The sequence below is a fragment of the Jutongia sp. genome (assembly GCF_057878315.1).
This window is the reverse complement of the sequence record NZ_DBLXSO010000022.1, coordinates 1-20,471: the sequence shown is the minus strand read 5'-3', so window position 1 is coordinate 20,471 and position 20,471 is coordinate 1. Positions and strand designations below refer to the sequence as shown.

General features: G+C 47.3%; 22 protein-coding genes and 1 riboswitch. Of the genes, 20 read left to right on the top strand and 2 right to left on the bottom strand.

Annotation, left to right across the window (positions count from 1 at the left end; genetic code table 11):
- Positions 1-222 precede the first annotated feature (222 nt).
- From ACZLMD_RS07005 to ACZLMD_RS06985, 5 genes are read left to right on the top strand one after another with little or no spacing between them, the layout of a single operon-like run.
- A complete protein-coding gene (locus ACZLMD_RS07005; RefSeq protein WP_482521533.1) occupies positions 223-630 on the top strand; it encodes a hypothetical protein in 408 nt (135 codons plus the stop codon).
- Positions 627-1,643, top strand: coding sequence for a hypothetical protein (locus tag ACZLMD_RS07000; RefSeq protein WP_489495406.1), 1,017 nt, complete (start codon positions 627-629; stop codon positions 1,641-1,643). The genes ACZLMD_RS07005 and ACZLMD_RS07000 overlap by 4 nt, the downstream gene beginning before the upstream one ends.
- 26 nt (positions 1,644-1,669) lie before the next feature.
- Entirely contained in the window at positions 1,670-2,533 is an 864-nt protein-coding gene (gene cdaA / locus ACZLMD_RS06995; RefSeq protein WP_489495405.1) for a diadenylate cyclase CdaA, read from the top strand.
- A 38-nt stretch (positions 2,534-2,571) separates the two neighbouring features.
- Positions 2,572-3,957, top strand: a complete 1,386-nt coding sequence (locus ACZLMD_RS06990) for a CdaR family protein (protein ID WP_489495404.1) — start codon at positions 2,572-2,574, stop codon at positions 3,955-3,957.
- The gene (locus tag ACZLMD_RS06985) at positions 3,954-4,844 is read left to right on the top strand and encodes a hypothetical protein (protein ID WP_489495403.1); all 891 of its coding nucleotides are present in this window, start codon (positions 3,954-3,956) and stop codon (positions 4,842-4,844) included. Before ACZLMD_RS06990 ends, ACZLMD_RS06985 begins: the two co-directional genes overlap by 4 nt.
- Before the next feature lie 24 nt (positions 4,845-4,868).
- Here ACZLMD_RS06985 and typA read toward each other — a convergent pair whose 3' ends face one another.
- On the bottom strand, positions 4,869-6,707 hold the full coding sequence (gene typA, locus ACZLMD_RS06980) for a translational GTPase TypA (protein WP_482521528.1): 1,839 nt from the start codon (positions 6,705-6,707) through the stop codon (positions 4,869-4,871).
- A gap of 362 nt (positions 6,708-7,069) precedes the next feature.
- Here typA and ACZLMD_RS06975 point away from each other — a divergent pair, with 362 nt between their 5' ends.
- From ACZLMD_RS06975 to tsf, 15 genes are all read left to right on the top strand, one after another.
- Positions 7,070-7,711, top strand: a complete 642-nt coding sequence (locus ACZLMD_RS06975) for a single-stranded DNA-binding protein (RefSeq protein ID WP_118560105.1) — start codon at positions 7,070-7,072, stop codon at positions 7,709-7,711.
- Positions 7,712-7,846: 135 nt separating this feature from the next.
- Positions 7,847-8,347 carry a cob(I)yrinic acid a,c-diamide adenosyltransferase gene (locus tag ACZLMD_RS06970; protein WP_022305437.1) on the top strand — a complete coding sequence of 167 codons (501 nt, stop codon included), beginning with the start codon at positions 7,847-7,849 and terminating at the stop codon, positions 8,345-8,347.
- A 28-nt stretch (positions 8,348-8,375) separates the two neighbouring features.
- Positions 8,376-9,131 (top strand): 4-hydroxy-tetrahydrodipicolinate reductase, encoded by a 756-nt coding sequence (gene dapB / locus ACZLMD_RS06965; RefSeq protein ID WP_118560103.1) that lies wholly within the window; start codon positions 8,376-8,378, stop codon positions 9,129-9,131.
- Positions 9,132-9,152: 21 nt separating this feature from the next.
- Entirely contained in the window at positions 9,153-9,713 is a 561-nt protein-coding gene (locus ACZLMD_RS06960; RefSeq protein WP_482523020.1) for a CvpA family protein, read from the top strand.
- Between the two features lie 84 nt (positions 9,714-9,797).
- Positions 9,798-10,472: an epoxyqueuosine reductase QueH gene (locus ACZLMD_RS06955; protein ID WP_022305440.1), complete on the top strand. Its 675-nt coding sequence runs from the start codon at positions 9,798-9,800 to the stop codon at positions 10,470-10,472.
- A gap of 6 nt (positions 10,473-10,478) precedes the next feature.
- A complete protein-coding gene (gene ribD, locus ACZLMD_RS06950; protein WP_489495402.1) occupies positions 10,479-11,573 on the top strand; it encodes a bifunctional diaminohydroxyphosphoribosylaminopyrimidine deaminase/5-amino-6-(5-phosphoribosylamino)uracil reductase RibD in 1,095 nt (364 codons plus the stop codon).
- Between the two features lie 29 nt (positions 11,574-11,602).
- Positions 11,603-11,751: riboswitch (FMN riboswitch) on the top strand.
- Positions 11,752-11,810: 59 nt separating this feature from the next.
- Positions 11,811-12,467 carry a riboflavin synthase gene (locus tag ACZLMD_RS06945; RefSeq protein WP_484104593.1) on the top strand — a complete coding sequence of 219 codons (657 nt, stop codon included), beginning with the start codon at positions 11,811-11,813 and terminating at the stop codon, positions 12,465-12,467.
- Positions 12,468-12,490: 23 nt separating this feature from the next.
- Positions 12,491-13,693 (top strand): bifunctional 3,4-dihydroxy-2-butanone-4-phosphate synthase/GTP cyclohydrolase II, encoded by a 1,203-nt coding sequence (locus tag ACZLMD_RS06940; protein WP_022305443.1) that lies wholly within the window; start codon positions 12,491-12,493, stop codon positions 13,691-13,693.
- A gap of 106 nt (positions 13,694-13,799) precedes the next feature.
- The gene (ribH, locus tag ACZLMD_RS06935) at positions 13,800-14,261 is read left to right on the top strand and encodes a 6,7-dimethyl-8-ribityllumazine synthase (protein ID WP_489495400.1); all 462 of its coding nucleotides are present in this window, start codon (positions 13,800-13,802) and stop codon (positions 14,259-14,261) included.
- Between the two features lie 10 nt (positions 14,262-14,271).
- Complete coding sequence (locus ACZLMD_RS06930; RefSeq protein WP_022305445.1) at positions 14,272-14,766, top strand: YqeG family HAD IIIA-type phosphatase; 495 nt, start codon at positions 14,272-14,274, stop codon at positions 14,764-14,766.
- A gap of 25 nt (positions 14,767-14,791) precedes the next feature.
- The gene (locus ACZLMD_RS06925) at positions 14,792-15,589 is read left to right on the top strand and encodes a hypothetical protein (protein WP_482521525.1); all 798 of its coding nucleotides are present in this window, start codon (positions 14,792-14,794) and stop codon (positions 15,587-15,589) included.
- A gap of 224 nt (positions 15,590-15,813) precedes the next feature.
- A complete protein-coding gene (locus ACZLMD_RS06920; RefSeq protein WP_022305447.1) occupies positions 15,814-16,500 on the top strand; it encodes a cell wall hydrolase in 687 nt (228 codons plus the stop codon).
- Positions 16,501-16,661: 161 nt separating this feature from the next.
- Positions 16,662-18,149 (top strand): threonine synthase, encoded by a 1,488-nt coding sequence (gene thrC, locus ACZLMD_RS06915; RefSeq protein ID WP_482523634.1) that lies wholly within the window; start codon positions 16,662-16,664, stop codon positions 18,147-18,149.
- Positions 18,150-18,419: 270 nt separating this feature from the next.
- Entirely contained in the window at positions 18,420-19,142 is a 723-nt protein-coding gene (gene rpsB, locus ACZLMD_RS06910; RefSeq protein ID WP_118560091.1) for a 30S ribosomal protein S2, read from the top strand.
- Between the two features lie 51 nt (positions 19,143-19,193).
- A complete protein-coding gene (gene tsf / locus ACZLMD_RS06905) occupies positions 19,194-20,123 on the top strand; it encodes a translation elongation factor Ts (RefSeq protein WP_022304830.1) in 930 nt (309 codons plus the stop codon).
- Between the two features lie 167 nt (positions 20,124-20,290).
- On the opposite strand, the gene ACZLMD_RS06900 is transcribed toward tsf, so the two are convergent.
- The coding region (locus ACZLMD_RS06900; RefSeq protein WP_489495399.1) for a hypothetical protein at positions 20,291-20,471 on the bottom strand (181 nt) is incomplete at its 5' end.

Below are 20,471 nucleotides of genomic sequence, written 5' to 3'. Positions count from 1 at the left end.
TGGCTTTGAACATACCTGTTTTCGAAGAATTTACGGCATACAAAAACGCATATGAATACATTCAATAAGACCTGGACCGGGAGTGATAGCTGCTCCCGGTTCAAGTCTTATTTTTCTCTAAATTGTGTGAAGAAGGAGTTGAAATCGGGCAGGCTACATGTTATGATGAAACATGGTTAAAGTCTCTGAAGTACGCAATTATGATGGGAAATGGGGATTCATATGGTAAACGAGGAAAAGCTTCGAATTATGGTAAATTTGGCAAGATATGAGCAGGAACCGCTGCACACGGAGCTGAAGGAAGCCGGTTATTACCGGATCGACTATATTCGTTCTCATCTGCTGGTGACACTTTGGAGTTATTCGGTGGCTTATGTACTGGTGCTTCTTCTGGTGGCACTGTACCATTTTGAATATATTTTCTCAAAGGTCAGACTTCCTGATATTGGCAGTCTTGCGATTGGAGCGCTTGCGGTCTATTTACTTATTTTGCTGGGATGTGCTTTTTTTACGGTACTTATTTCTTCGGCAAAGTATCACCGGATCCAGAGCAAGCGCAGAGCTTATCTGACAGAGCTTAAGAAAATGGAATTATTTTATGAACAGAGCAGGGAGGTAGGAAACGAATGACGCATTTATTGGAGATCAGGGAACGATTGATCCGGTTTTACCAGAATCATGCCCGTATTGTAAATGCAGTTTTTCGTTTTCTACTTTCTTTTCTGACGTTTTTTTCGATCAATCAGCTGATCGGTTATAATCCGGCACTGAACTCTTGGTATGTGGTGCTGGCATTTTCGGTTGTCAACACGGTTCTTCCGATTTCAGTGCTTTTATTTCTGGCGGCGGCATATATTGTATTTCATGTGTATTATGTATCTGTTTCGCTGGCGTTAGTGACACTTCTTGTGCTTTTGACGGCATATCTGGTGTATCTGCGTTTTCTGCCGGAGCATGGCTATGTGATCCTGGCAGTTCCGATCATGTATGGTCTGCGTCTTCCTTATCTGGTGCCGATCCTTTTGGGACTGATCGGTGCACCGGTGGCAGTGATCCCGATGAGCTGCGGGGTTATATGCTGCTATGCATTGAAGTGCATTACCACGGTGGTCGGAACAGCAACGGAGGACAGCATGGTGCTGTTTAACCAGACCTTTCAGATGATCTTTACGAATCAGGAGATGTATCTGACCATTGCGGTGTTTGCAATCGTGATGGTAGTTGTCAATATGATCTGCAGCCAGGAGTTTCATTATGTTTATGAGACGGCGATCGTTGTCGGTGTGATCGTCAATATTCTTCTGTTCCTCGCGGTCAGCTTTCCGTTTAATATTGAAGTTCATGTTCTGCCCCTGATGATCGAAACGGTGATCTGCGGTGTGTTGGCATGGATTGTTCAGTTTTTCCAGCTTGTGCTGAATTATACGGCAGTAGAGTATCTTCAGTTTGAGGATGACGAATACTACTATTATGTCAAGGCGGTGCCGAAAATGAATATCGCCGTAGGAGAGAAGCGGGTTAAGAGGTTTAATGCACATCTGCTGGGAGGCGGGCGCTTTGGCGGATCGGCAGGTAAGGATGAGTCGGAGCCGCCGGCAAAGGAAATGAGCCGGCCGAAGGATAGTGCAGAACAGGAAATATAGCAGGATAGACGAGATTAGGAGGAAGTATGAACTCTATTGTTACATCCTTAAAAAAATATATACATTTGTTTGATCTGCCGAAGGTATCAGTCATCGATGTGTTGGAGATCGTGATACTGGCATTTGTAATTTATCATGTGGCATTGTGGATCAAGAATACCAGGGCATGGACGCTGCTCAAGGGAATCATTGTTCTGCTGGCATGCTATGTGATCGCTTATATTCTTGGTATGAACGTGATCGTATGGATCTTTGAAAGAACGATCTCCATCGGTATCACGGCATTGATGATTGTGTTCCAGCCGGAGCTTCGCCGGGCACTGGAGGAGCTTGGACAGAAAAACATCGTTTCCACCCTGATCCCGTTTGACGACACGCGCAATCAGAACGAGCGGTTCTCGGAGCGCAGTATTAACGAGATCGTCAAGGCGACTGTTGAGATGGCAAAGGTGAAGACCGGTGCGCTGATCATTATTGAGAAGGACATTGATCTTTCCGAGTATGAGAGAACCGGCATTGAACTGGATTCTACGATCAGCAGTCAGCTTCTGATCAATATATTTGAGCATAATACACCGCTTCACGACGGTGCGGTGATCATTCGCGGCGACCGGATCGTATCAGCAACCTGTTATCTGCCGTTATCAGATAACATGGGGCTTTCCAAGGAGCTTGGAACAAGACACCGTGCCGGTGTTGGTATCAGTGAGGTGACAGACAGTCTGACGATCATTGTCTCTGAGGAGACGGGACGCATCTCGGTTGCTGTCGGAGGAAAGCTTCTTCGAAATATTGACGGTGATCTTCTGAAAAAGAAACTGACAGAGATGCAGGGCAAGTCTGGTGATGAGATGGAGAAGAAGCGCTGGAAAGGGCTGAGAAGAAACTAAAAGACCCGGGGCGCACAGATGATTGGAAAGGCATGGTAATGAATATGCAGCAAGGCAATTCTGGTGGAGAAACCAAAAAGGACTTTATTCAGAAATATGTTTTCAATAATATAGGGATTAAGCTGCTGGCACTTTTTTCTGCAATTGTAGTGTGGGTAGCGATTGTCAACATTGAGGATCCGTATAAAGAGAGAACCTTTAATGTTGAGGTTGAGACGATCAACGAGGATGCACTTTCCTCGGTGAATAAGGTATATGAGATCATTGAGGGAAGTACGGCACAGGTACGTGTCAGGGGCAAGAAGAGCGTGGTAGACCGTCTGAAAGCAGATGATATCCGTGCAACAGCGGATCTGTCGGATCTTTCGGCAGTCAATGCGGTCGCGATCGTGCCTGAGCTTAAGAAGAATGTTTCCGATGAGCCGACGCTGGAGTGCAGCACGGTTTTGAAGGTGTCACTGGAGGATAAGGCGAGCAAGCAGATCAAGGTCACGGTAGCAACGCAGGGAACACCGCAGAATGGCTATAGTGTCGGTGAATGCATGGCAAGTCCGAATATGCTGGAGGTGACCGGCGGCAAGACAGTCATTGACAAGATTGATTCCGTGCGTGTCACAGTCAATGTCAGCGGCGTCGGAGAGGATTTCCGTAAGAGGGTAACACCGGTGGCATATGATGCAGATGGTAAGGCGATCGAATCAAGCACTCTGGATTACGGCGTAAAGAGAGTCAGAGTCAGTGTTCATGTACTCCGGACGAAGACGATCCCGGTCAACATTAAGATTACCGGAAAACCGGCGGCAGGCTATGAGTTTGTCGATGCGGAATGTCAGCCTGAGACGATTCGGGTGGCCGGTGACAGAAAAGAGCTTGCCAATATCAGTGAGGTGAATGTACCGGTAGATATTACCGCCATGAGAAGTACAAGTGGTTCGGTAGAACAAAATATCAGTATTCAGGATTATCTTCCGGAGGGAGTTTTTGTGCTGACAGATTATGCACAGGTTTCTCTGCGGATCGGTATTGAGAAGCAGATGAGCAGAAAGGTTTCCATTCCGGTGGAGGATATCAAGTTTGCCTCTCTGGCGGATCATTTGTCGGCGAAGATCCTTGGAGATAAGAGTGTAGTCAGCATCACACTTCAGGGAATCTCTTCTGTGTTAGATGAGATCAATGCGGATGATTACAGTGCATATGTGGACTGCGAGGGACTCCGCAAAGGAAAATATCGTCTGAAGGTTCATCTGGATCTGGGAGACAGCAGTGCAATCGTCAAGACGGAATTTGTGACGGTTAAGATCGACAGGGACGATGGAGGCAGTGACACTTCAAACGGCAGCACTGAGGCAACAGAGAAACCGAAGGCGACACCGGCTCCTTCTGCATCCGATGGAAGCAGCCAGGATGAGGGAGATAAGGAATGAGAGTGATCACCGGTACGAACACGGCAGAACAATTTCATACATGGATCGAAGAGCAAAGGGACAGTCATGTGGCTGTCCTTTTGCGTTCCGGGCAGGGAGCAGAAGATTTTTGGGAGAGCGGGGCTGTGACCGAACTACGTCTGCATTGTCAGGTGGAAAAGCTCGTCTGGAAGAATCCGGAGGAGCTTGCGGACAGGCTGCGGGCATGTAAATGGAGAGAACCTGCCGACAGAGTATATCAGAGTAAGCAGGTGGAATCTGTCAGAACGTGTCAGTGTGCAACGGATCGTCTGCTGGCATTTGGCGGCCTTTATGAACTGCAGGAAATCTGTGTGGCAAGAGCCCTGTGGTTAAAAGGTGGTAATGCGCTTATAGGGAATGAGGTGATGCCTCTTCTGTTCCTGGCGCAGAATATGATACCGGCATCCATGCTTCCGGAGGAATTGCTGTGGCACAGAAATCGGGAGGGTGAGACCTGTTATTTAGGATCATTTCCGGAAGGGACGGCGGATACTGTTATAATGCCGTCGGCTCGCGGACAGGAAAAGCGGTTTTACAGTCTGTTTGTGAAAATGGAAGCGGAAACGGGAAGTTCTCTGTGGAAGGAGCTGGCTAAACCCTTGTGGCTGCGGTACGGAATTCCGGAATATCTGGCAGGTATTCTGGCACTTAGCTTTGTTTACCGCACGATCAAGGGGACAGATTTCCCGGCGATGGAGAAGTTTCTTGCGCAGAAGGATGTGGCGTTGCGGGATATGGTGTGGGTTGCAAGAGAGGATGTTTTACTGCTGGCAGAGATGGCAATGGCGGGAATAGAAATGCTGCCACGACAGGAATGTCTGTCATGGCAGCAGATCAAAGCGTTTTATATCTCATTGTGTCGATAGCGCAGTACCGAAAAGGTATGCGGCTTAATTATTCTGTGCGTTCTTTTTGCTGCGGAAGCGGAGAGTGGAATCCAGGATCTTCTTACGGATACGCAGGCTTTTTGGTGTGATCTCTAAAAGCTCGTCTGTGTCGATGAACTCCAGTGCCTCTTCGAGACTTAACTTCTTCGGCGGAACCAGCTTTAATGCGTCATCTGCGGAGGAAGAACGTGTATTGGTAAGATGCTTTGTCTTGCAGACATTTAACTCAATATCCTCTGCCTTACCGTTCTGACCGATGACCATTCCGCTGTATACCTTTTCGCCGGGTCCTACAAACAGTGTTCCGCGGTCCTGTGCATTAAACAGTCCGTATGCAACGGTCTCGCCGGTTTCGAAGGCGATCAGGGAACCCTGTTTTCTATAATTCATATCGCCCTTATATGGACCATACTCCTCGAATGTCGTGTTGATGATACCATTTCCCTTGGTGTCTGTCATGAACTCACCACGATAACCGATCAGACCACGGGATGGGATCAGGAACTCGAGACGGGTATATCCGCCGCCGATGGAACCCATGCCCTGCAGCTCGCCCTTACGGTTGCTGAGCTTCTCGATAACGCTGCCGGAGAATTCATCCGGTACATCGATAAAGGCACGCTCCATTGGCTCGAGCTTCTTGCCGCGTTCGTCCGTATGATAGAGAACCTCTGCCTTGCTGACTGCGAACTCATAGCCCTCACGGCGCATATTCTCGATCAGAACGGAAAGGTGAAGTTCACCGCGTCCGGATACCTTGAAGCTGTCCATGTTGTCGGTTTCCTCGACACGGAGGCTGACATCGGAGTTAAGCTCGCTGAACAGACGGTCACGTAAGTGGCGGGAGGTGACGAATTTACCCTCCTGGCCGGCAAGCGGACTGTCGTTGACCATGAAATGCATGGCGATCGTCGGTTCGGAGATCTTCTGGAATGGGATGGCAACCGGATTTTCCGGTGAGCAGATAGTATCACCGATGTGGATGTCTGTAATACCGGAGATTGCAACGATCGATCCGATGGTTGCTTCCTGTACCTCAACCTTCTGGAGACCGTCAAACTCATAAAGCTTTGTGATGCGGACTCTCTGGGACTTGGAATCATCGTGATGGTTGACGATAACAACATCCTGATTTACACGGACGGAACCGTTATCGATCTTGCCGATTCCGATACGTCCGACATATTCATTGTAATCAATTGTGCTGATCAGCACCTGTGTGCCGGCATCCGGATCGCCCTCCGGAGCAGGAATATAATCGAGGATCGTATCAAACAGAGGAACCATGTCCTTGCCCGGCTCGTCTGCACTGTAGGAAGCGATACCTTCCTTTGCGGATGCATAAATAAACGGGCAGTCGAGCTGCTCCTCGTTGGCATCCAGATCAATGAAAAGCTCCAAGACTTCATCGACAACCTCCTCCGGACGCGCCTCCGGACGGTCGATCTTGTTGATGCAGACGATAACAGGAAGCTCCAGTTCCAATGCCTTTTTCAGTACGAACTTCGTCTGAGGCATTGCTCCCTCGAAGGCATCAACAACAAGAACAACACCGTTTACCATTTTAAGGACACGTTCTACCTCGCCACCGAAATCGGCGTGGCCCGGTGTGTCGATAATATTGATCTTTGTATCTTTATAAGTGATAGCGGTATTCTTGGATAAGATCGTAATACCGCGTTCCCGCTCGATATCGCCGGAATCCATGACACGCTCAGCGACCTCCTGATTGGAACGAAATACACCGCTCTGCTTCAAGAGCTCGTCCACCAGAGTTGTTTTGCCGTGGTCTACGTGTGCAATAATTGCAATATTTCTGACGTCTTCACGTTTCTGCATCATAATTATTCAAGTCCTTTCTCATATAAGGCGATATTCATCGCGTTTCTACAATTTACAAAATAAATCACCAATACACTAGTATACCGATTATTGTGTCAATATACAAGTAAGAAAAAGTAACAAAAATGAACCTGTGGAATGGGAAAGATATGATGACATTGTCAAGAAAAAACGGTTTTTTTGGGGCGAAGGAGATCGGATGACTTGATCTTATCGTGGGAAGCGTCGTGATTTGTCGCAAAAATCAGTGTTTAAAACAGGAAATTTGTGGCATAATGATTATAGCACGAAAATATAGATGTATTAACTAAGTTACTGCGAACACAGCCGGGAGACTGTGAAAGGAAAAGGGAGGAAAAAATATGTTGGATAAAGTCTTTACAAATAACCAGGTCACCATTGCGGGAAAAGTGGTCAGCGAATTTGCGTACAGCCACACGGTATACGGTGAGGATTTCTATACGGTGGATATTGAGGTCAGCCGTCTGAGTAATTCGAACGATATCATACCGGTTATGGTGTCGGAGCGGATTCTGGATGTTCATGAGGATTACCGTGGATATGTTCTGCATGCGAACGGACAGTTCCGTTCCTACAACCGTCATGAGGAGACGAGAAACCGTCTTGTTCTCTCTGTATTTGCCAGAGAGGTTGCGGTTATGGAGCCGGAGGAGGATGAACAGGATCCAAACCATATCTTTCTGGACGGGTATGTCTGCAAGAAGCCGGTATACCGCAAAACCCCGCTTGGCAGGGAGATTGCCGATGTGCTGCTGGCAGTGAACCGCCCGTATGGCAAGTCGGATTATATTCCGTGTATCTGCTGGGGAAGGAATGCCCGTTATGCCGATCAGTTTGAGGTTGGTACGCATGTGCAGATCTGGGGCAGGATCCAGAGCAGAGAGTATCAGAAAAAGATTGGTGAGGACGAATATGAGAAGCGGACCGCCTATGAGGTTTCCGTCAGCAAGCTGGAATACCGGTCTGACGATGAGGAAATCTAAAAGAGTGGATTTTTCATTATAAATATGATAGAATGACTGGAGTTAAAGAGGAAGTTCTTTATCTCCGGTCATTTTTTTCAGAGGAGTATTTCACGGAATGACCGGACATTATACAGGAAAGTACAGAGGTGAATTATGGACAGGCGTATTGTTCAGGTTTTTTACGGACCGGGAAAGGGAAAGACCTCGGCAGCCGTGGGTCAGTGTATCCGGGCGGCAAGTCTTGGTCAGTCCGTGATCATTATCCAGTTTCTGAAGGGAAATGATGCGGAGGAATTTAACTTTTTGGAGAAGCTGGAGCCGGATATCAAGTTGTTCCGCTTCGAGAAAGAGAGGGAGTCATTTTCTGAGCTTCTGGCATCCCAGAAGAAGGAGGAGAAGCAGAATATCATCAATGGTGTCAATTTTGCCCGTAAGGTGATCGACACCGGCGGCTGTGATGTTCTGGTGCTTGATGAGATCCTTGGATTGATCGATCTGGAGATCATTACGGTGGATGACATTATTCACCTGATCGAGCTGCGGGATGATTATACCAGACTGGTGCTTACCGGACAGAATCTGCCGCCACAGCTGGCAGAATATGCAGATGTAATTTCCAAAATAGAACTGGAGAAGGATGACATGATCAATTGATGATCACAGACAGAATAAGGAGGATAAAATGACAGATATTATTATGGTAGGCTGTAACGGCCGTATGGGACAGATGATCACAGGACTGGTAAATGAGGATGCGGATTGCAGGATCGTGGCAGGCATCGATATTGTGGACAACAGAGACAATGATTATCCGGTGTTTACGGATATTGATACATGTGATATCAAGGCAGATGTCATCATTGATTTTTCTTCTGCAAACGGATTTGAGAAGCGCATGGATTATGCAGCAAAGACAGGAACACCGATCGTGCAGTGCTCGACCGGTATGAGCGAGGAGCAGCTTGCATATCTGCGTGAGACCAGTGAGAAGGTAGCAGTGCTTAAGTCTGCCAATATGTCACTCGGCATCAATCTTTTGATGAAGCTTTTGCAGGAGGCAGCACAGAAGCTTTGTGCGGAGGGCTTTGATGTGGAGATTGTTGAACAGCATCACAATAAGAAGTTAGATGCCCCGTCCGGTACAGCACTTGCATTGGCAGATTCCATCAATGAAGCGATGGACAATCAGTTTGAATATGTCTATGACCGTTCAGGGGTCAGAAAGCAGAGAGATAAGAAGGAGCTTGGTATTTCTGCGGTTCGTGGCGGGACGATTGTTGGCGACCATGAGGTGATCTTTGCCGGAACAGACGAGGTCATCACCTTCAAGCATACCGCATATTCGCGTGCGGTCTTTGCAAAGGGATCCATCGCAGCAGCTAAGTTTCTGAAGGGTAAGGGAGCCGGTCTGTATGATATGGCGGATGTGCTTCTGTAATCAGAATAAAGAGGGAATCATATGAGTATTACATCATATACAGACATTGTGATCGCCATTTGTATTCTGGTGTCTGTTCTAGTGGGATATCATAGAGGTTTTTTGGTGACCATTGCCCGGATCGTGGCAATGGTTGCTTCATATATTGGAGCAATTCTTGCGGCAGAGATGCTCAAAAAGACGCTGGCGCAGACTCTGTTTGTCCCTATGATCCGGCAGGGACTCGGGAACGGTGCATTTGCGGATCTGGCGCAGGAAGCACTTTTACAGACGGCGGAGGGCATTGCGTACTCGGTAGTGTTTTTTGTGGTATTTGCGCTGCTTCAGTTTGTTTTGCTGCGTGCGATCCACGTCCTGAAGCTTGTGGATCATATTCCGGTGCTCGGTACGATGAATAAGTTAGCCGGGGGTGTGCTTGGATTTTTCTGGGTATTCATTCTCTGTATCCTGCTTGGCAGAGTGTTTTTTACATATGTGCCGGATTCGCTGCGCAGCCAGTGGGGCTTTACCGGCAAGGCGGTGCAGCAGACTGTATTATTAAATGCTTTTGTGCCGGACGAGACCGGTAAAGATAAGCCATAAGCAGATGATTGCAGGCTGGTATTTCATCGGAAAGGGCGGATATATGATTCGCCAGATTGATGATCAGAAAGAACGGGATATGCTATGAATAAGATAAATTATCAGAAAGAGCTGGATAAGGTGATTGAAATGCTGCAGCGGGAGGACAGGGTTCCGAAGCTGTTAATGCACAGCTGCTGTGCTCCGTGCAGCAGCTATTGCCTGTCTTATCTGGCGCAGTATTTTCATATTACGGTTTATTACTATAATCCGAATATCACAGAGAGCGCGGAATATCAAAAGCGGGTGGCAGAGCAGCAGAGACTGTTAAAAGAGCTTCCTGTTCGTTATCCGGTCTCTTTTGTGGAGGGAGAGTATGAACCGGAGGTGTTTCTTTCCATGGCGAAGGGTATGGAGGAGCTTCCGGAGGGCGGCGAGCGTTGCTTTGCCTGCTATGAGCTCAGACAGAGAAAGGCGGCACAGTATGCGGTCAGTCATGGGTTTGACTATTTTACCACGACGCTGTCGGTAAGCCCGCACAAGAATGCGGCGAAACTTAATGAGATTGGTCTTTTGCTGGCGCAAGAATATGGCATACCGTATCTGGTGTCCGATTTCAAGAAGAAGGGCGGTTATCTTAAATCAATTGAACTATCCGGAATATATGACCTCTACCGGCAGGACTACTGTGGCTGTGCATACAGCAAAGCGGCAAGAGAACGCGAAAAGCAGCAGAAGGAACAAGGAATTACACAGCATCAGATTAAGGAAACGGAGTGACAGGTTATGGACAAGAAATACATGAGAAGAGCCATTGAACTGGCTGCAAAGGGAGAGGGGCATGTGAACCCCAATCCATTGGTTGGAGCGGTGATCGTAAAGGATGGACGGATCCTTGCGGAGGGCTATCATGCACGATATGGAGATCTTCATGCGGAGCGGAGTGCATTTGCCAATCTGAAGGAGGATGCCACCGGCGCGGAAATGTATGTGACGCTGGAGCCGTGCTGTCATTTTGGAAAGCAGCCGCCGTGTACGCAGGCGATCATCGAGCATAAGATCAGCAAAGTATATGTTGGCTCCGATGATCCCAATGCACTTGTCGCAGGCAAAGGAATCCGGCAGCTTGAGGATGCCGGTATTGAGGTGCAGACGCATGTACTCAAGAAAGAGTGTGATGCGCTCAATACGGTGTTTTTCCATTATATTACGACGGGAACGCCATATGTGGTGATGAAGTATGCGATGACGATGGACGGCAAGATCGCCTGCCATACCGGTGAGAGCAAGTGGGTGACCGGCGAGGAGGCAAGAGCGCATGTTCAGCGGATGCGCAACAAATATACGGGGATCATGGTCGGCGTGCAGACAGTGCTTGCGGATGATCCGCTTTTGACCTGTCGCATTCCGGGAGGGCGCAATCCAATCCGTATTATCTGCGACAGCAGCTTAAGAACACCTCTTGACAGCCGGATTGTGCAGACAGCAGGTGAGGTAAGGACGATTCTTGCCACGGTATCCGAGGATGCAGATAAGATCCGGAACTATGAGGCACATCAGGTGGAGGTTCTTGTCACCGCACAGAAGGATGGCAGAGTAGATCTTAGAGATCTGATGAAAAAGCTTGGAGAACAAAAGATTGACAGTATTCTTCTGGAGGGTGGCGGCATGCTCAACTACAGTGCACTTTCCGATGGAATTGTTCAGCATGTGCAGGCATTTATTGCACCGAAGCTGTTTGGCGGTGATGCCGGTTTTACACCGGTTCGCGGAATCGGCGTGGATGCACCGGATCAGGCATGGAGGCTGACAGACCAAAAGATTACCTCCTTTGGGGAGGATCTTTTGATCGAGGCGGATATTTGCTCTTGCAAAGGATAGAAGGCTGTGCTATGATATAGGATGAATGAAATAAACTTCGGGGCAGCGTGTAATTCGCGACCGACGGTATTTGTGCATGGGACGTTTTCCTGTGACACATCAGCCCGTGAGTCACAGTGTGACAGGATTTGGTGAGATTCCAAGGCCGACAGTATAGTCTGGATGTGAGAAGTGCAGATCAGTGATTTTTTGATGTCCCCGTTTTTGGGGACATTTTTATTTTGTAAGGAGAATGAGATGTTTACTGGTATTATTGAAGAGGTAGGCACGGTAGACCGCATTGCCATCGGCGCGGAATCAGCAGTGCTTACGATCTCTGCAGACAAGGTGCTGGAGGGGACGAAGCTTGGTGACAGCATTGCGGTCAACGGTGTGTGCCTGACGGTGACATCTCTGCAGGGAGACAGATTTCAGGCAGATGTTATGGCGGAGACTCTGCGGAGAAGTTCTCTGGGGGCGCTTGGCCGTGGCAGCAGGGTTAATCTGGAACGGGCGATGGCTGCAGGCGGACGCTTTGGCGGTCATATCGTAGCCGGTCATATTGATGGGACGGGAACCATTCTTTCCACAAGGAAGGAGGGCAATGCCGTCTGGGTTGAGGTCGGAGCAAGTGCGAAGATCCTGCGTTATATTATCGAGAAGGGATCCATTGCAATCGATGGGATCAGCCTGACGGTGGCACTTCTGACCGATTACAGCTTTTCGGTATCGGTGATTCCGCATACCGGTGAGGAGACGACACTTCTTCACAAGAAAAAGGGAGATGTGGTCAATCTGGAAAATGATCTGGTCGGTAAGTATGTGGAACGTCTTATCACGTTTCCGGAGCCGGAGGAAACAGAGAAGAACCGACAGGGGATCACGCTTGAGATGTTGACGAAGTATGGATTTTAAAGAGATAGAGAGGTTGGTATATCATGGAGACAAAATTTAACACAATTGAAGAAATTCTGGAGGATCTGCGTCAGGGAAAGATTGTTATGATGATGGATGATGAAGACAGGGAGAATGAAGGAGATGTGATCTGCGCGGCAGAGCATGCCACACTGGAGAACGTCAATTTCATGGCGACCTATGCCAGAGGACTGATCTGTATGCCGATGTCACAGGAGTATACAGATAAGCTTCATCTGCCACAGATGTGCAGTGAAAATACAGACAATCACTGTACTGCATTTACCGTATCTATCGACCATAAAGACACGACGACAGGCATTTCGGCAGAGGAGAGAGCCCTGACAGCGCGTATGGTTGTCGATGATCAGGTACAGCCATGGGATTTTCGTCGGCCGGGACATATGTTTCCGCTTCTTGCCAAAAAGGGCGGGGTGCTCGAGCGTAACGGTCATACGGAGGCAACTGTGGATCTTTGTCGTCTGGCAGGCTTGAAGCCGGTAGGACTTTGCTGCGAGATCATGAAGGAGGATGGTACGATGGCAAGAAAGCCGGACCTTCTTCAGTTTGCAGAGGATCACAATCTTAAATGCGGCAGAATTGCTGATCTGGTTCAGTACCGTAAGGAACATGAAGTGCTTGTGGAATGCGTGGCAAAGGCAAAAATGCCGACAAGATACGGTCAGTTTACGATCTACGGTTATGTCAATAAATTAAATGGAGAGCATCATGTGGCACTTGTGATGGGGGATATCACAGATGGCAAGCCGGTGCTTTGCCGTGTACATTCAGAGTGTCTGACCGGTGATGCTCTCGGCTCGGCTCGTTGTGACTGCGGACAGCAGTATGATGCTGCCATGAAGATGATCGCCAAGGAAGGCAGGGGCGTGCTTCTTTACATGCGTCAGGAGGGACGTGGCATTGGTCTGATCAATAAGATCCGTGCATATGAGCTGCAGGATCATGGTCGTGATACCGTAGAGGCGAATCTGGAACTGGGGTTTCCTGAGGATGCCAGAGATTATACGATAGGCACGCAAATCTTAGTAGATCTTGGGATTCATCAGCTTCGTCTGATGACCAACAATCCGGCAAAAGTGTATGGTCTGGCAGGCTATGATCTGGAGATTGTTGAGAGAGTGCCGATTGAGATGGAGCCGGGCAAGTATGACAGCTTCTATCTGAAGACCAAGAAAGAGAAGATGGGTCATATTCTGAAGCTGTAATTACAATGCGGCAGGAGTGAGTCAGACTGTTATCCTATTATAAGGATAAGTAAATAATGTATGAAAATGAGCCGAAAAAGGCTTATATAGAATGGAGGATCATAAAATGAAAGTATTAGAAGGAAAAGTAGTAGCAGATGGCGCCAAGATCGGTATCGTAGCAGCACGTTTTAACGAATTTATCGTGTCAAAGCTCATTTCCGGAGCAAGAGACGGTCTGGTACGTCACAATGTAGAGGATGATGATATTACACTGGCATGGGTTCCGGGAGCATTCGAGATCCCTGTGATGGCAAAGAAGATGGCAGAGTCCGGTAAGTATGATGCTGTGATCTGTCTTGGTGCAGTGATCCGTGGTGCGACAAGCCATTACGATTATGTATGCGCAGAGGTATCCAAGGGCATTGCAAGTGTATCCTTAGAAACCGGTGTTCCTGTTATGTTTGGTGTTGTTACGACTGACAATATTGAGCAGGCACTTGAGCGTGCCGGTACAAGGGCGGGCACCAAGGGTTATGATTGTGCACTTGGTGCGATTGAAATGATCAATTTGGCAAAGCAGATGTAAGGAGGCTTTCATGTTTCAGCAGTTTTATCCGAGGGAGGATTATCCGTCGGCCTATGAGATTCCGTTTGAACTGTATTATCAGAAGGGATATCGAGGGATCCTGTTTGATATCGACAATACGCTGGTAGAGCATGACCAGCCGGCGACCGCACGGGCTGTCCGTCTGTTTGAGCATCTGCGTGAGCTGGGGTTTGAGACCTGTGTGATCTCCAACAATAAGGATTATCGTGTGAAACCATTTGCGGATGCTGTCAGAACACAATATGTATATAAGGCGGATAAACCATCTCCGAAGGGATATCAGGAGGGGATGCGCCGCATGAACACGACGCCGGAGACGACATTGTTTGTCGGAGACCAGTTGTTTACGGATGTCTGGGGTGCTAATCGTGCCGGTATTTATTCCATCCTTGTGAAACAGATTGCGAAGCATGAGGAGATTCAGATCGTTCTGAAACGAAAGCTCGAAAAGATTGTTCTGCGGGAGTACCGCAGCCGGAAATAGATAACAGAGAGGAGGCTTGTCTGTCATGAAACTTCTTCCAGGTGTTTTTCAGGCACAGAAAAAGAACGGAGAGATTTATTTCCGGTCTTCGGTGACGTTTCGTGGCAGACATATCAGTCTCGGCAGTTATTCATCCCAGGAGGAAGCGCACAGTGCTTACTGCACGGCGAGCCGTCTTTTAAAGTCGGAGACCTCCTTCCTGCCGGATGATTATCAATCTTGTGAACTTCCCTTTTCTAAGTGGGTTGTTCTGACCAATTTCATAAATAATCGTCTATATATCAAAACACCGATCTATCTGCAGTCGAATTATTTTGAGTATTATCTGAATGAGGAGGATGTACTTCTTTTCGATGTGGATGATCTTTTCTATTATTCCCATCATTCGATCATGCGCCGCGGAGGTCACCTTTTTGTGGCGGATTATGGCATGCAGGTCAATATTGCGTCCCGTTACGGCATCAAAAATTTCGCCGTGATGAACAAAGATTACCGTTTTGTCAATGGAAATGACCATGACTACCGCTATGCGAATATTGAAATCTTAAATTCCTATCATGGTGTCAGCCGGGAGGCAGAGGTCTATCCGCCTGTTTATGTGACAAAGATCCATGTGAACGGGGATCGTATTGTCGGCAGATATGCAACCGATACCGAAGCGGCAGTGGCATACAATAAGGCAGCCGAAATGCTGCAGGCAGCAGGGATACCGATCCGTTACATCTCCAATTATATCCCGGAGCTGTCCACACAGGAATACCGCAAATTGTACGACCACATTATGTTCGAGACGCGTTTCCTGAAATTTATAGCTTCCCTGTAAAATAAAATATCCGGTCACACTTTTGTCGAAGGATGCCGGAATTTTTTTAGAAAAATCTGGAAATACATGTATAAAATTCATCAAATGTTACAAAAATATAAACTAATACGAATAAAAGAGAAAGAATGAAAATATAATTTGTAATGTTTTTGTAACAATGTAAAAAATGGCTCATAAGATAATGCAATAGATCATGAGCCGGGAAAGGTTTGGTGAAGAATACCATGAGGAAAACGAAAGTTGTACGGGGGGTGGCGATATTTGCGATCAGCACGGGGCTGTCATTGTGGAATATGGAGTCACAGGAGGTAGTAGCGCTGGCACCGGTCAGTATTGAGAGCAGCCTGAAATCCCGTGTGCAGCTGTGGCAGGAAAGTCTTCCGGCAGCGGATGCTGCCTCAGTGACTTGTAAAATAAAGAAGTTGGATCATGTGCGCAAGATCCGGGTTCGTCAATATGAACAGGAATTAAAACGGATCCGTGAGGAAAACGCGCGAAGGAAAAGAATGTTGGAGATACGCAAATACTGTGGTGTCAACATCACTGACAGTGACCGTGTGATCCTTGAAAAGATCGTACAGGCAGAGGCGGGAAATCAAGACCATCAGGGAAAGCTTCTGGTGGCAAATGTGATCTTAAACCGTGTGAAAAACGAAAAGTTCCCGTCAACGATCCGCGAGGTTGTGTTTGCACCAAGACAGTTTTCACCGATCGCAGACGGAAGCTATGCAAAGGCGTGTGCCTCGCAGGATACCAAAAAGGCAGTCGACGAGGCACTGCACGGTGTTGATGGCTCACAGGGGGCGTTATATTTCATGGACCGCCGTTATGCGGACGGCGGAAATGTAAGCTGGTTTGACCGAAGTCTCACAAGACTGTTTCAGCATCAGGGTCACGAATTTTATAAGTAAATATTTTGGGACTGCTCCTGAAATGTCAGATGCAAAGCGCGGGATTTTATACCTGCGCTTTGAGTTATGTCTTGAAATAAGGGCATTGATATGGTAAAATGCCCGCGAGGGAAATAATATTTCTGAATTTGATATTTGCACAGGAGAACAGGAGGAAAGACATGGAACCAATGTATAGAAGTACCAGAAGTGAAGGAAAGGCAGTAACTGCTTCCCAGGCAATTTTAAAAGGACTTGCAGAGGATGGAGGACTTTTCGTTCCTACAAGCATTCCGGCTCTGGACAAGTCATTTGCGGAGATCGCAGGACTGAATTATCAGGAGACGGCATACGAGGTTATGAAGAAGTTCTTTACGGATTTTACGGAGGAAGAGCTGAAAAACTGCATCGCAAAGGCCTACGACGATAAATTTGACACCAAGGAGATCGCTCCTCTGGTGGAGAAGGATGGTACATACTATCTGGAGCTGTTCCATGGCGCAACCATCGCTTTCAAGGATATGGCATTATCTATTCTGCCACATCTTCTTACTACATCTGCGAAGAAGAACCACATTACAAACGAGATCGTGATTCTGACAGCAACCTCCGGTGACACCGGAAAGGCTGCTCTTGCCGGTTTTGCAGATGTTGAGGGCACAAGCATTATCGTATTTTATCCAAAGAACGGTGTCAGCCGTATTCAGGAGCGCCAGATGGTGACTCAGAAGGGTAAGAACACAAAGGTTGTCGGTATTACCGGTAACTTTGATGATGCGCAGAGCGGTGTTAAGGCGATGTTTAACAATAAAGAACTCGCAAAGGTAATGGCGGATAAGGGATATCAGTTCTCATCTGCTAACTCCATCAATATCGGTCGTCTGGTGCCGCAGGTTGTTTATTATGTATATTCCTATACAAGACTTCTTGGTCAGGGCGTAGTCAAAGAGGGCGAAGCAGTCAACTTCGTTGTACCGACCGGTAACTTTGGAAATATCCTTGCCGCATATTATGCAAAGAACATGGGTGTTCCGGTTGGCAAGCTGATCTGCGCATCCAATGAAAATAAAGTCCTGTTTGATTTCTTTGAGACAGGCGTTTATGACAGAAACCGTGATTTCATTCTGACAACGTCTCCATCTATGGATATCCTGATCTCTTCCAATCTGGAGAGACTGATCTTTAAGATTGCCGGAGAGGATGCCGCCGCAACAGCAGCTATGATGGATGCCCTTTCATCTACCGGAAAGTATTCGCTGACAGATGATATGAAGGCACAGCTCAGGGATTTCGTCGGAGGCTGGGCAAGCGAGGAAGAGTGCGCCGCAGAGATCAAGCGTGTTTATGAGAAGACCGGTTATGTGATGGATACCCATACGGCAGTTGCTTCCGCAGTATATCATGCATATAAGGAAAAGACCGGCGACAGTGCCAAGACGATCATCGCATCAACAGCAAGTCCTTATAAGTTCGGTACCAGCGTTATGGGAGCCATTGATGACAAGTACAAGGGTATGGATGACTTTGATCTGATCGATGAGTTAGAGAAGGTATCCGGTACAAAGGTGCCAAAGGCGGTGGAGGAAATCCGCAGTGCTCCGGTACTTCACGATACCGTATGTGAGACTGAGGATATGCAGAAGACGGTTGAACAGATCCTCGGACTGTAATATTATAAGAAGATAATTTGCAATGCAGACAGGCAGATACCTGTCTGCATTTTTTTCGCAAAGAAAAATACAAAAAATATTGTTACCCCCTTGTCAACAGGAAGGTTTTATGATAATCTAATCAAGTGCGTTTGCGACAGGTCTGTCCATTGCGCACAGAAACAAGTAAACACATATGCGGATCACGCATTGGTGCCGTGCTCACGGTCATGCGCCGGAGTCGATCCGGGAAGCATATGGAAGAACAATAACCAATTGGAGGTAAACAAAATGAGCGTTATTTCAATGAAACAGTTACTGGAAGCAGGTGTTCACTTCGGACATCAGACAAGAAGATGGAACCCTAAAATGGCTGAGTACATTTACACAGAGCGTAATGGTATCTACATCATCGATCTGCAGAAGTCTGTAGGCATGGTTGATACTGCTTACAATGCGGTAAAGGATATCGTTGCAAACGGTGGTAACATCCTTTTCGTAGGTACAAAGAAGCAGGCTCAGGACTCTATCAAGACAGAGGCAGAGCGTTGCGGTATGTACTATGTAAACGAGAGATGGCTCGGTGGTATGCTCACCAACTTCAAGACAATCCAGACTCGTATTAAGAGACTCAAAGAGATCGAGGCGATGGCAGAGGATGGTACATTTGATGTACTGCCTAAGAAGGAAGTTATCGGTCTGAAGAAGGAGTGGGAGAAGCTTGAGAAGAACCTTGGCGGAATCAAGGAAATGAAGAAGATTCCGGATGCTATCTTCGTTGTAGATCCTAAGAAGGAGAGAATCTGCATTCAGGAAGCACATACATTAGGTATTCCACTGATCGGTATCGCTGATACAAACTGTGATCCGGAAGAGCTGGATTATGTTATCCCGGGTAACGATGATGCGATCAGAGCCGTTAAGCTTATCGTTTCTACAATGGCTGATGCCGTTATCGAGGCAAACCAGGGCGAGTCAATGAGCGAGGATGCTCCGGCAGAGGACGCAGAATAATAAATCAACAGATCCGGGGGATTCCCGGCGGATCAGAATGGAGGAATCACAATGGCAATTACAGCTTCACAGGTAAAAGAGCTTAGAGAGATGACTGGTGCAGGTATGATGGACTGTAAAAAGGCATTAACTGCAACAGAGGGAGATATGGACCAGGCAGTAGAGTGGTTAAGAGAGAATGGTCTTGCAAAGGCAGCTAAGAAGTCCGGACGTATTGCAGCAGAGGGTATCGTTGCTGTCGATGTCGATGAGGATGGCAAGGTTGCTTCTATCGTAGAGGTAAACAGTGAGACTGATTTCGTGGCAAAGAACGAGAAGTTCCAGGCATATGTTGCTGAGGTTGCTGCTCAGGCAAAGAACTCCAGCGCTGCAAGCATGGAAGAGTTCATGGCTGAGAAGTGGGCAGCAGAGGATGCCGGAAGCGTTGAGGAGAAACTCAAGGCTATGATCGCCGTGATCGGTGAGAATATGAACATCCGTCGTTTCGAGAAGGTTACAACAGACGGTCTTGTTGTTCCTTACATCCATGGTGGTGGAAAGATCGGTGTTCTCGTAGTAGCTGATACAGATTCTGACAGTGATGCAGTTAAGGAGTGCCTGAAGAACGTAGCAATGCAGGTTGCGGCTCTTCGTCCACAGTATGTTTCTACAGACGATGTAGATGCTGATTACAAGGAGCATGAGAAGTCAATCCTTCTTGCTCAGGCTAAGAACGATCCTAAGAATGCAAACAAGCCGGATGAGATCATTGAGAAGATGATCACAGGTCGTCTGAACAAGGAACTCAAGGAAGTTTGTCTTCTGGAGCAGGAGTACTTCAAGGGCGAGAACAAAGAGTCTGTTGGCAAGTATGTAGAGTCTGTTGCAAAGGCAGAGGGTTGCAAGCTTGTTGTTGAGAAGTTCATCCGTTTCGAGACCGGTGAAGGTATCGAGAAGAAGGAAGAGGATTTCGCAGCAGAGGTTGCTGCTCAGATGCAGTAAGAGCAGTTCTCATTGAATTTAAACGATAATTTTATCTTATAAATTTACAAAAACCCTGAATCTCCCTATGAATATAGGGCGGTTCAGGGTTTTTGTGCTGATGAGGGATGTTTTATATAAATTTAATGACTCAAACTTCGCACATAAAATATATCACTGCGCCCATACTATTTCTTATGTCCGAAGCCTAATTTGGTTTTTTGCCTTGATTTTTTGAACAACCGTGAGCTGGTGGTATTAAAATTGGCGCAGATCAGTAGGATTTCTGAAAAGTCTTTGCTTTGCAATGCTTTGATAAATACGCATCCGTACGACTGAGCTCCGTAGGTGAGCTCAGCTATTTCGGAC

Excerpts from the sequence above, each read along its gene's own strand:
- ACZLMD_RS07005 (WP_482521533.1), top strand. The coding sequence starts at position 223 with ATGGTAAACGAGGAAAAGCTTCGAATTATGGTAAATTTGGCAAGATAT.
- ACZLMD_RS07000 (WP_489495406.1), top strand. The coding sequence starts at position 627 with ATGACGCATTTATTGGAGATCAGGGAACGATTGATCCGGTTTTACCAG.
- cdaA (WP_489495405.1), top strand. The coding sequence starts at position 1,670 with ATGAACTCTATTGTTACATCCTTAAAAAAATATATACATTTGTTTGAT.
- ACZLMD_RS06990 (WP_489495404.1), top strand. The coding sequence starts at position 2,572 with ATGAATATGCAGCAAGGCAATTCTGGTGGAGAAACCAAAAAGGACTTT.
- ACZLMD_RS06985 (WP_489495403.1), top strand. The coding sequence starts at position 3,954 with ATGAGAGTGATCACCGGTACGAACACGGCAGAACAATTTCATACATGG.
- typA (WP_482521528.1), bottom strand. The coding sequence starts at position 6,707 with ATGATGCAGAAACGTGAAGACGTCAGAAATATTGCAATTATTGCACAC.
- ACZLMD_RS06975 (WP_118560105.1), top strand. The coding sequence starts at position 7,070 with ATGTTGGATAAAGTCTTTACAAATAACCAGGTCACCATTGCGGGAAAA.
- ACZLMD_RS06970 (WP_022305437.1), top strand. The coding sequence starts at position 7,847 with ATGGACAGGCGTATTGTTCAGGTTTTTTACGGACCGGGAAAGGGAAAG.
- dapB (WP_118560103.1), top strand. The coding sequence starts at position 8,376 with ATGACAGATATTATTATGGTAGGCTGTAACGGCCGTATGGGACAGATG.
- ACZLMD_RS06960 (WP_482523020.1), top strand. The coding sequence starts at position 9,153 with ATGAGTATTACATCATATACAGACATTGTGATCGCCATTTGTATTCTG.
- ACZLMD_RS06955 (WP_022305440.1), top strand. The coding sequence starts at position 9,798 with ATGAATAAGATAAATTATCAGAAAGAGCTGGATAAGGTGATTGAAATG.
- ribD (WP_489495402.1), top strand. The coding sequence starts at position 10,479 with ATGGACAAGAAATACATGAGAAGAGCCATTGAACTGGCTGCAAAGGGA.
- ACZLMD_RS06945 (WP_484104593.1), top strand. The coding sequence starts at position 11,811 with ATGTTTACTGGTATTATTGAAGAGGTAGGCACGGTAGACCGCATTGCC.
- ACZLMD_RS06940 (WP_022305443.1), top strand. The coding sequence starts at position 12,491 with ATGGAGACAAAATTTAACACAATTGAAGAAATTCTGGAGGATCTGCGT.
- ribH (WP_489495400.1), top strand. The coding sequence starts at position 13,800 with ATGAAAGTATTAGAAGGAAAAGTAGTAGCAGATGGCGCCAAGATCGGT.
- ACZLMD_RS06930 (WP_022305445.1), top strand. The coding sequence starts at position 14,272 with ATGTTTCAGCAGTTTTATCCGAGGGAGGATTATCCGTCGGCCTATGAG.
- ACZLMD_RS06925 (WP_482521525.1), top strand. The coding sequence starts at position 14,792 with ATGAAACTTCTTCCAGGTGTTTTTCAGGCACAGAAAAAGAACGGAGAG.
- ACZLMD_RS06920 (WP_022305447.1), top strand. The coding sequence starts at position 15,814 with ATGAGGAAAACGAAAGTTGTACGGGGGGTGGCGATATTTGCGATCAGC.
- thrC (WP_482523634.1), top strand. The coding sequence starts at position 16,662 with ATGGAACCAATGTATAGAAGTACCAGAAGTGAAGGAAAGGCAGTAACT.
- rpsB (WP_118560091.1), top strand. The coding sequence starts at position 18,420 with ATGAGCGTTATTTCAATGAAACAGTTACTGGAAGCAGGTGTTCACTTC.
- tsf (WP_022304830.1), top strand. The coding sequence starts at position 19,194 with ATGGCAATTACAGCTTCACAGGTAAAAGAGCTTAGAGAGATGACTGGT.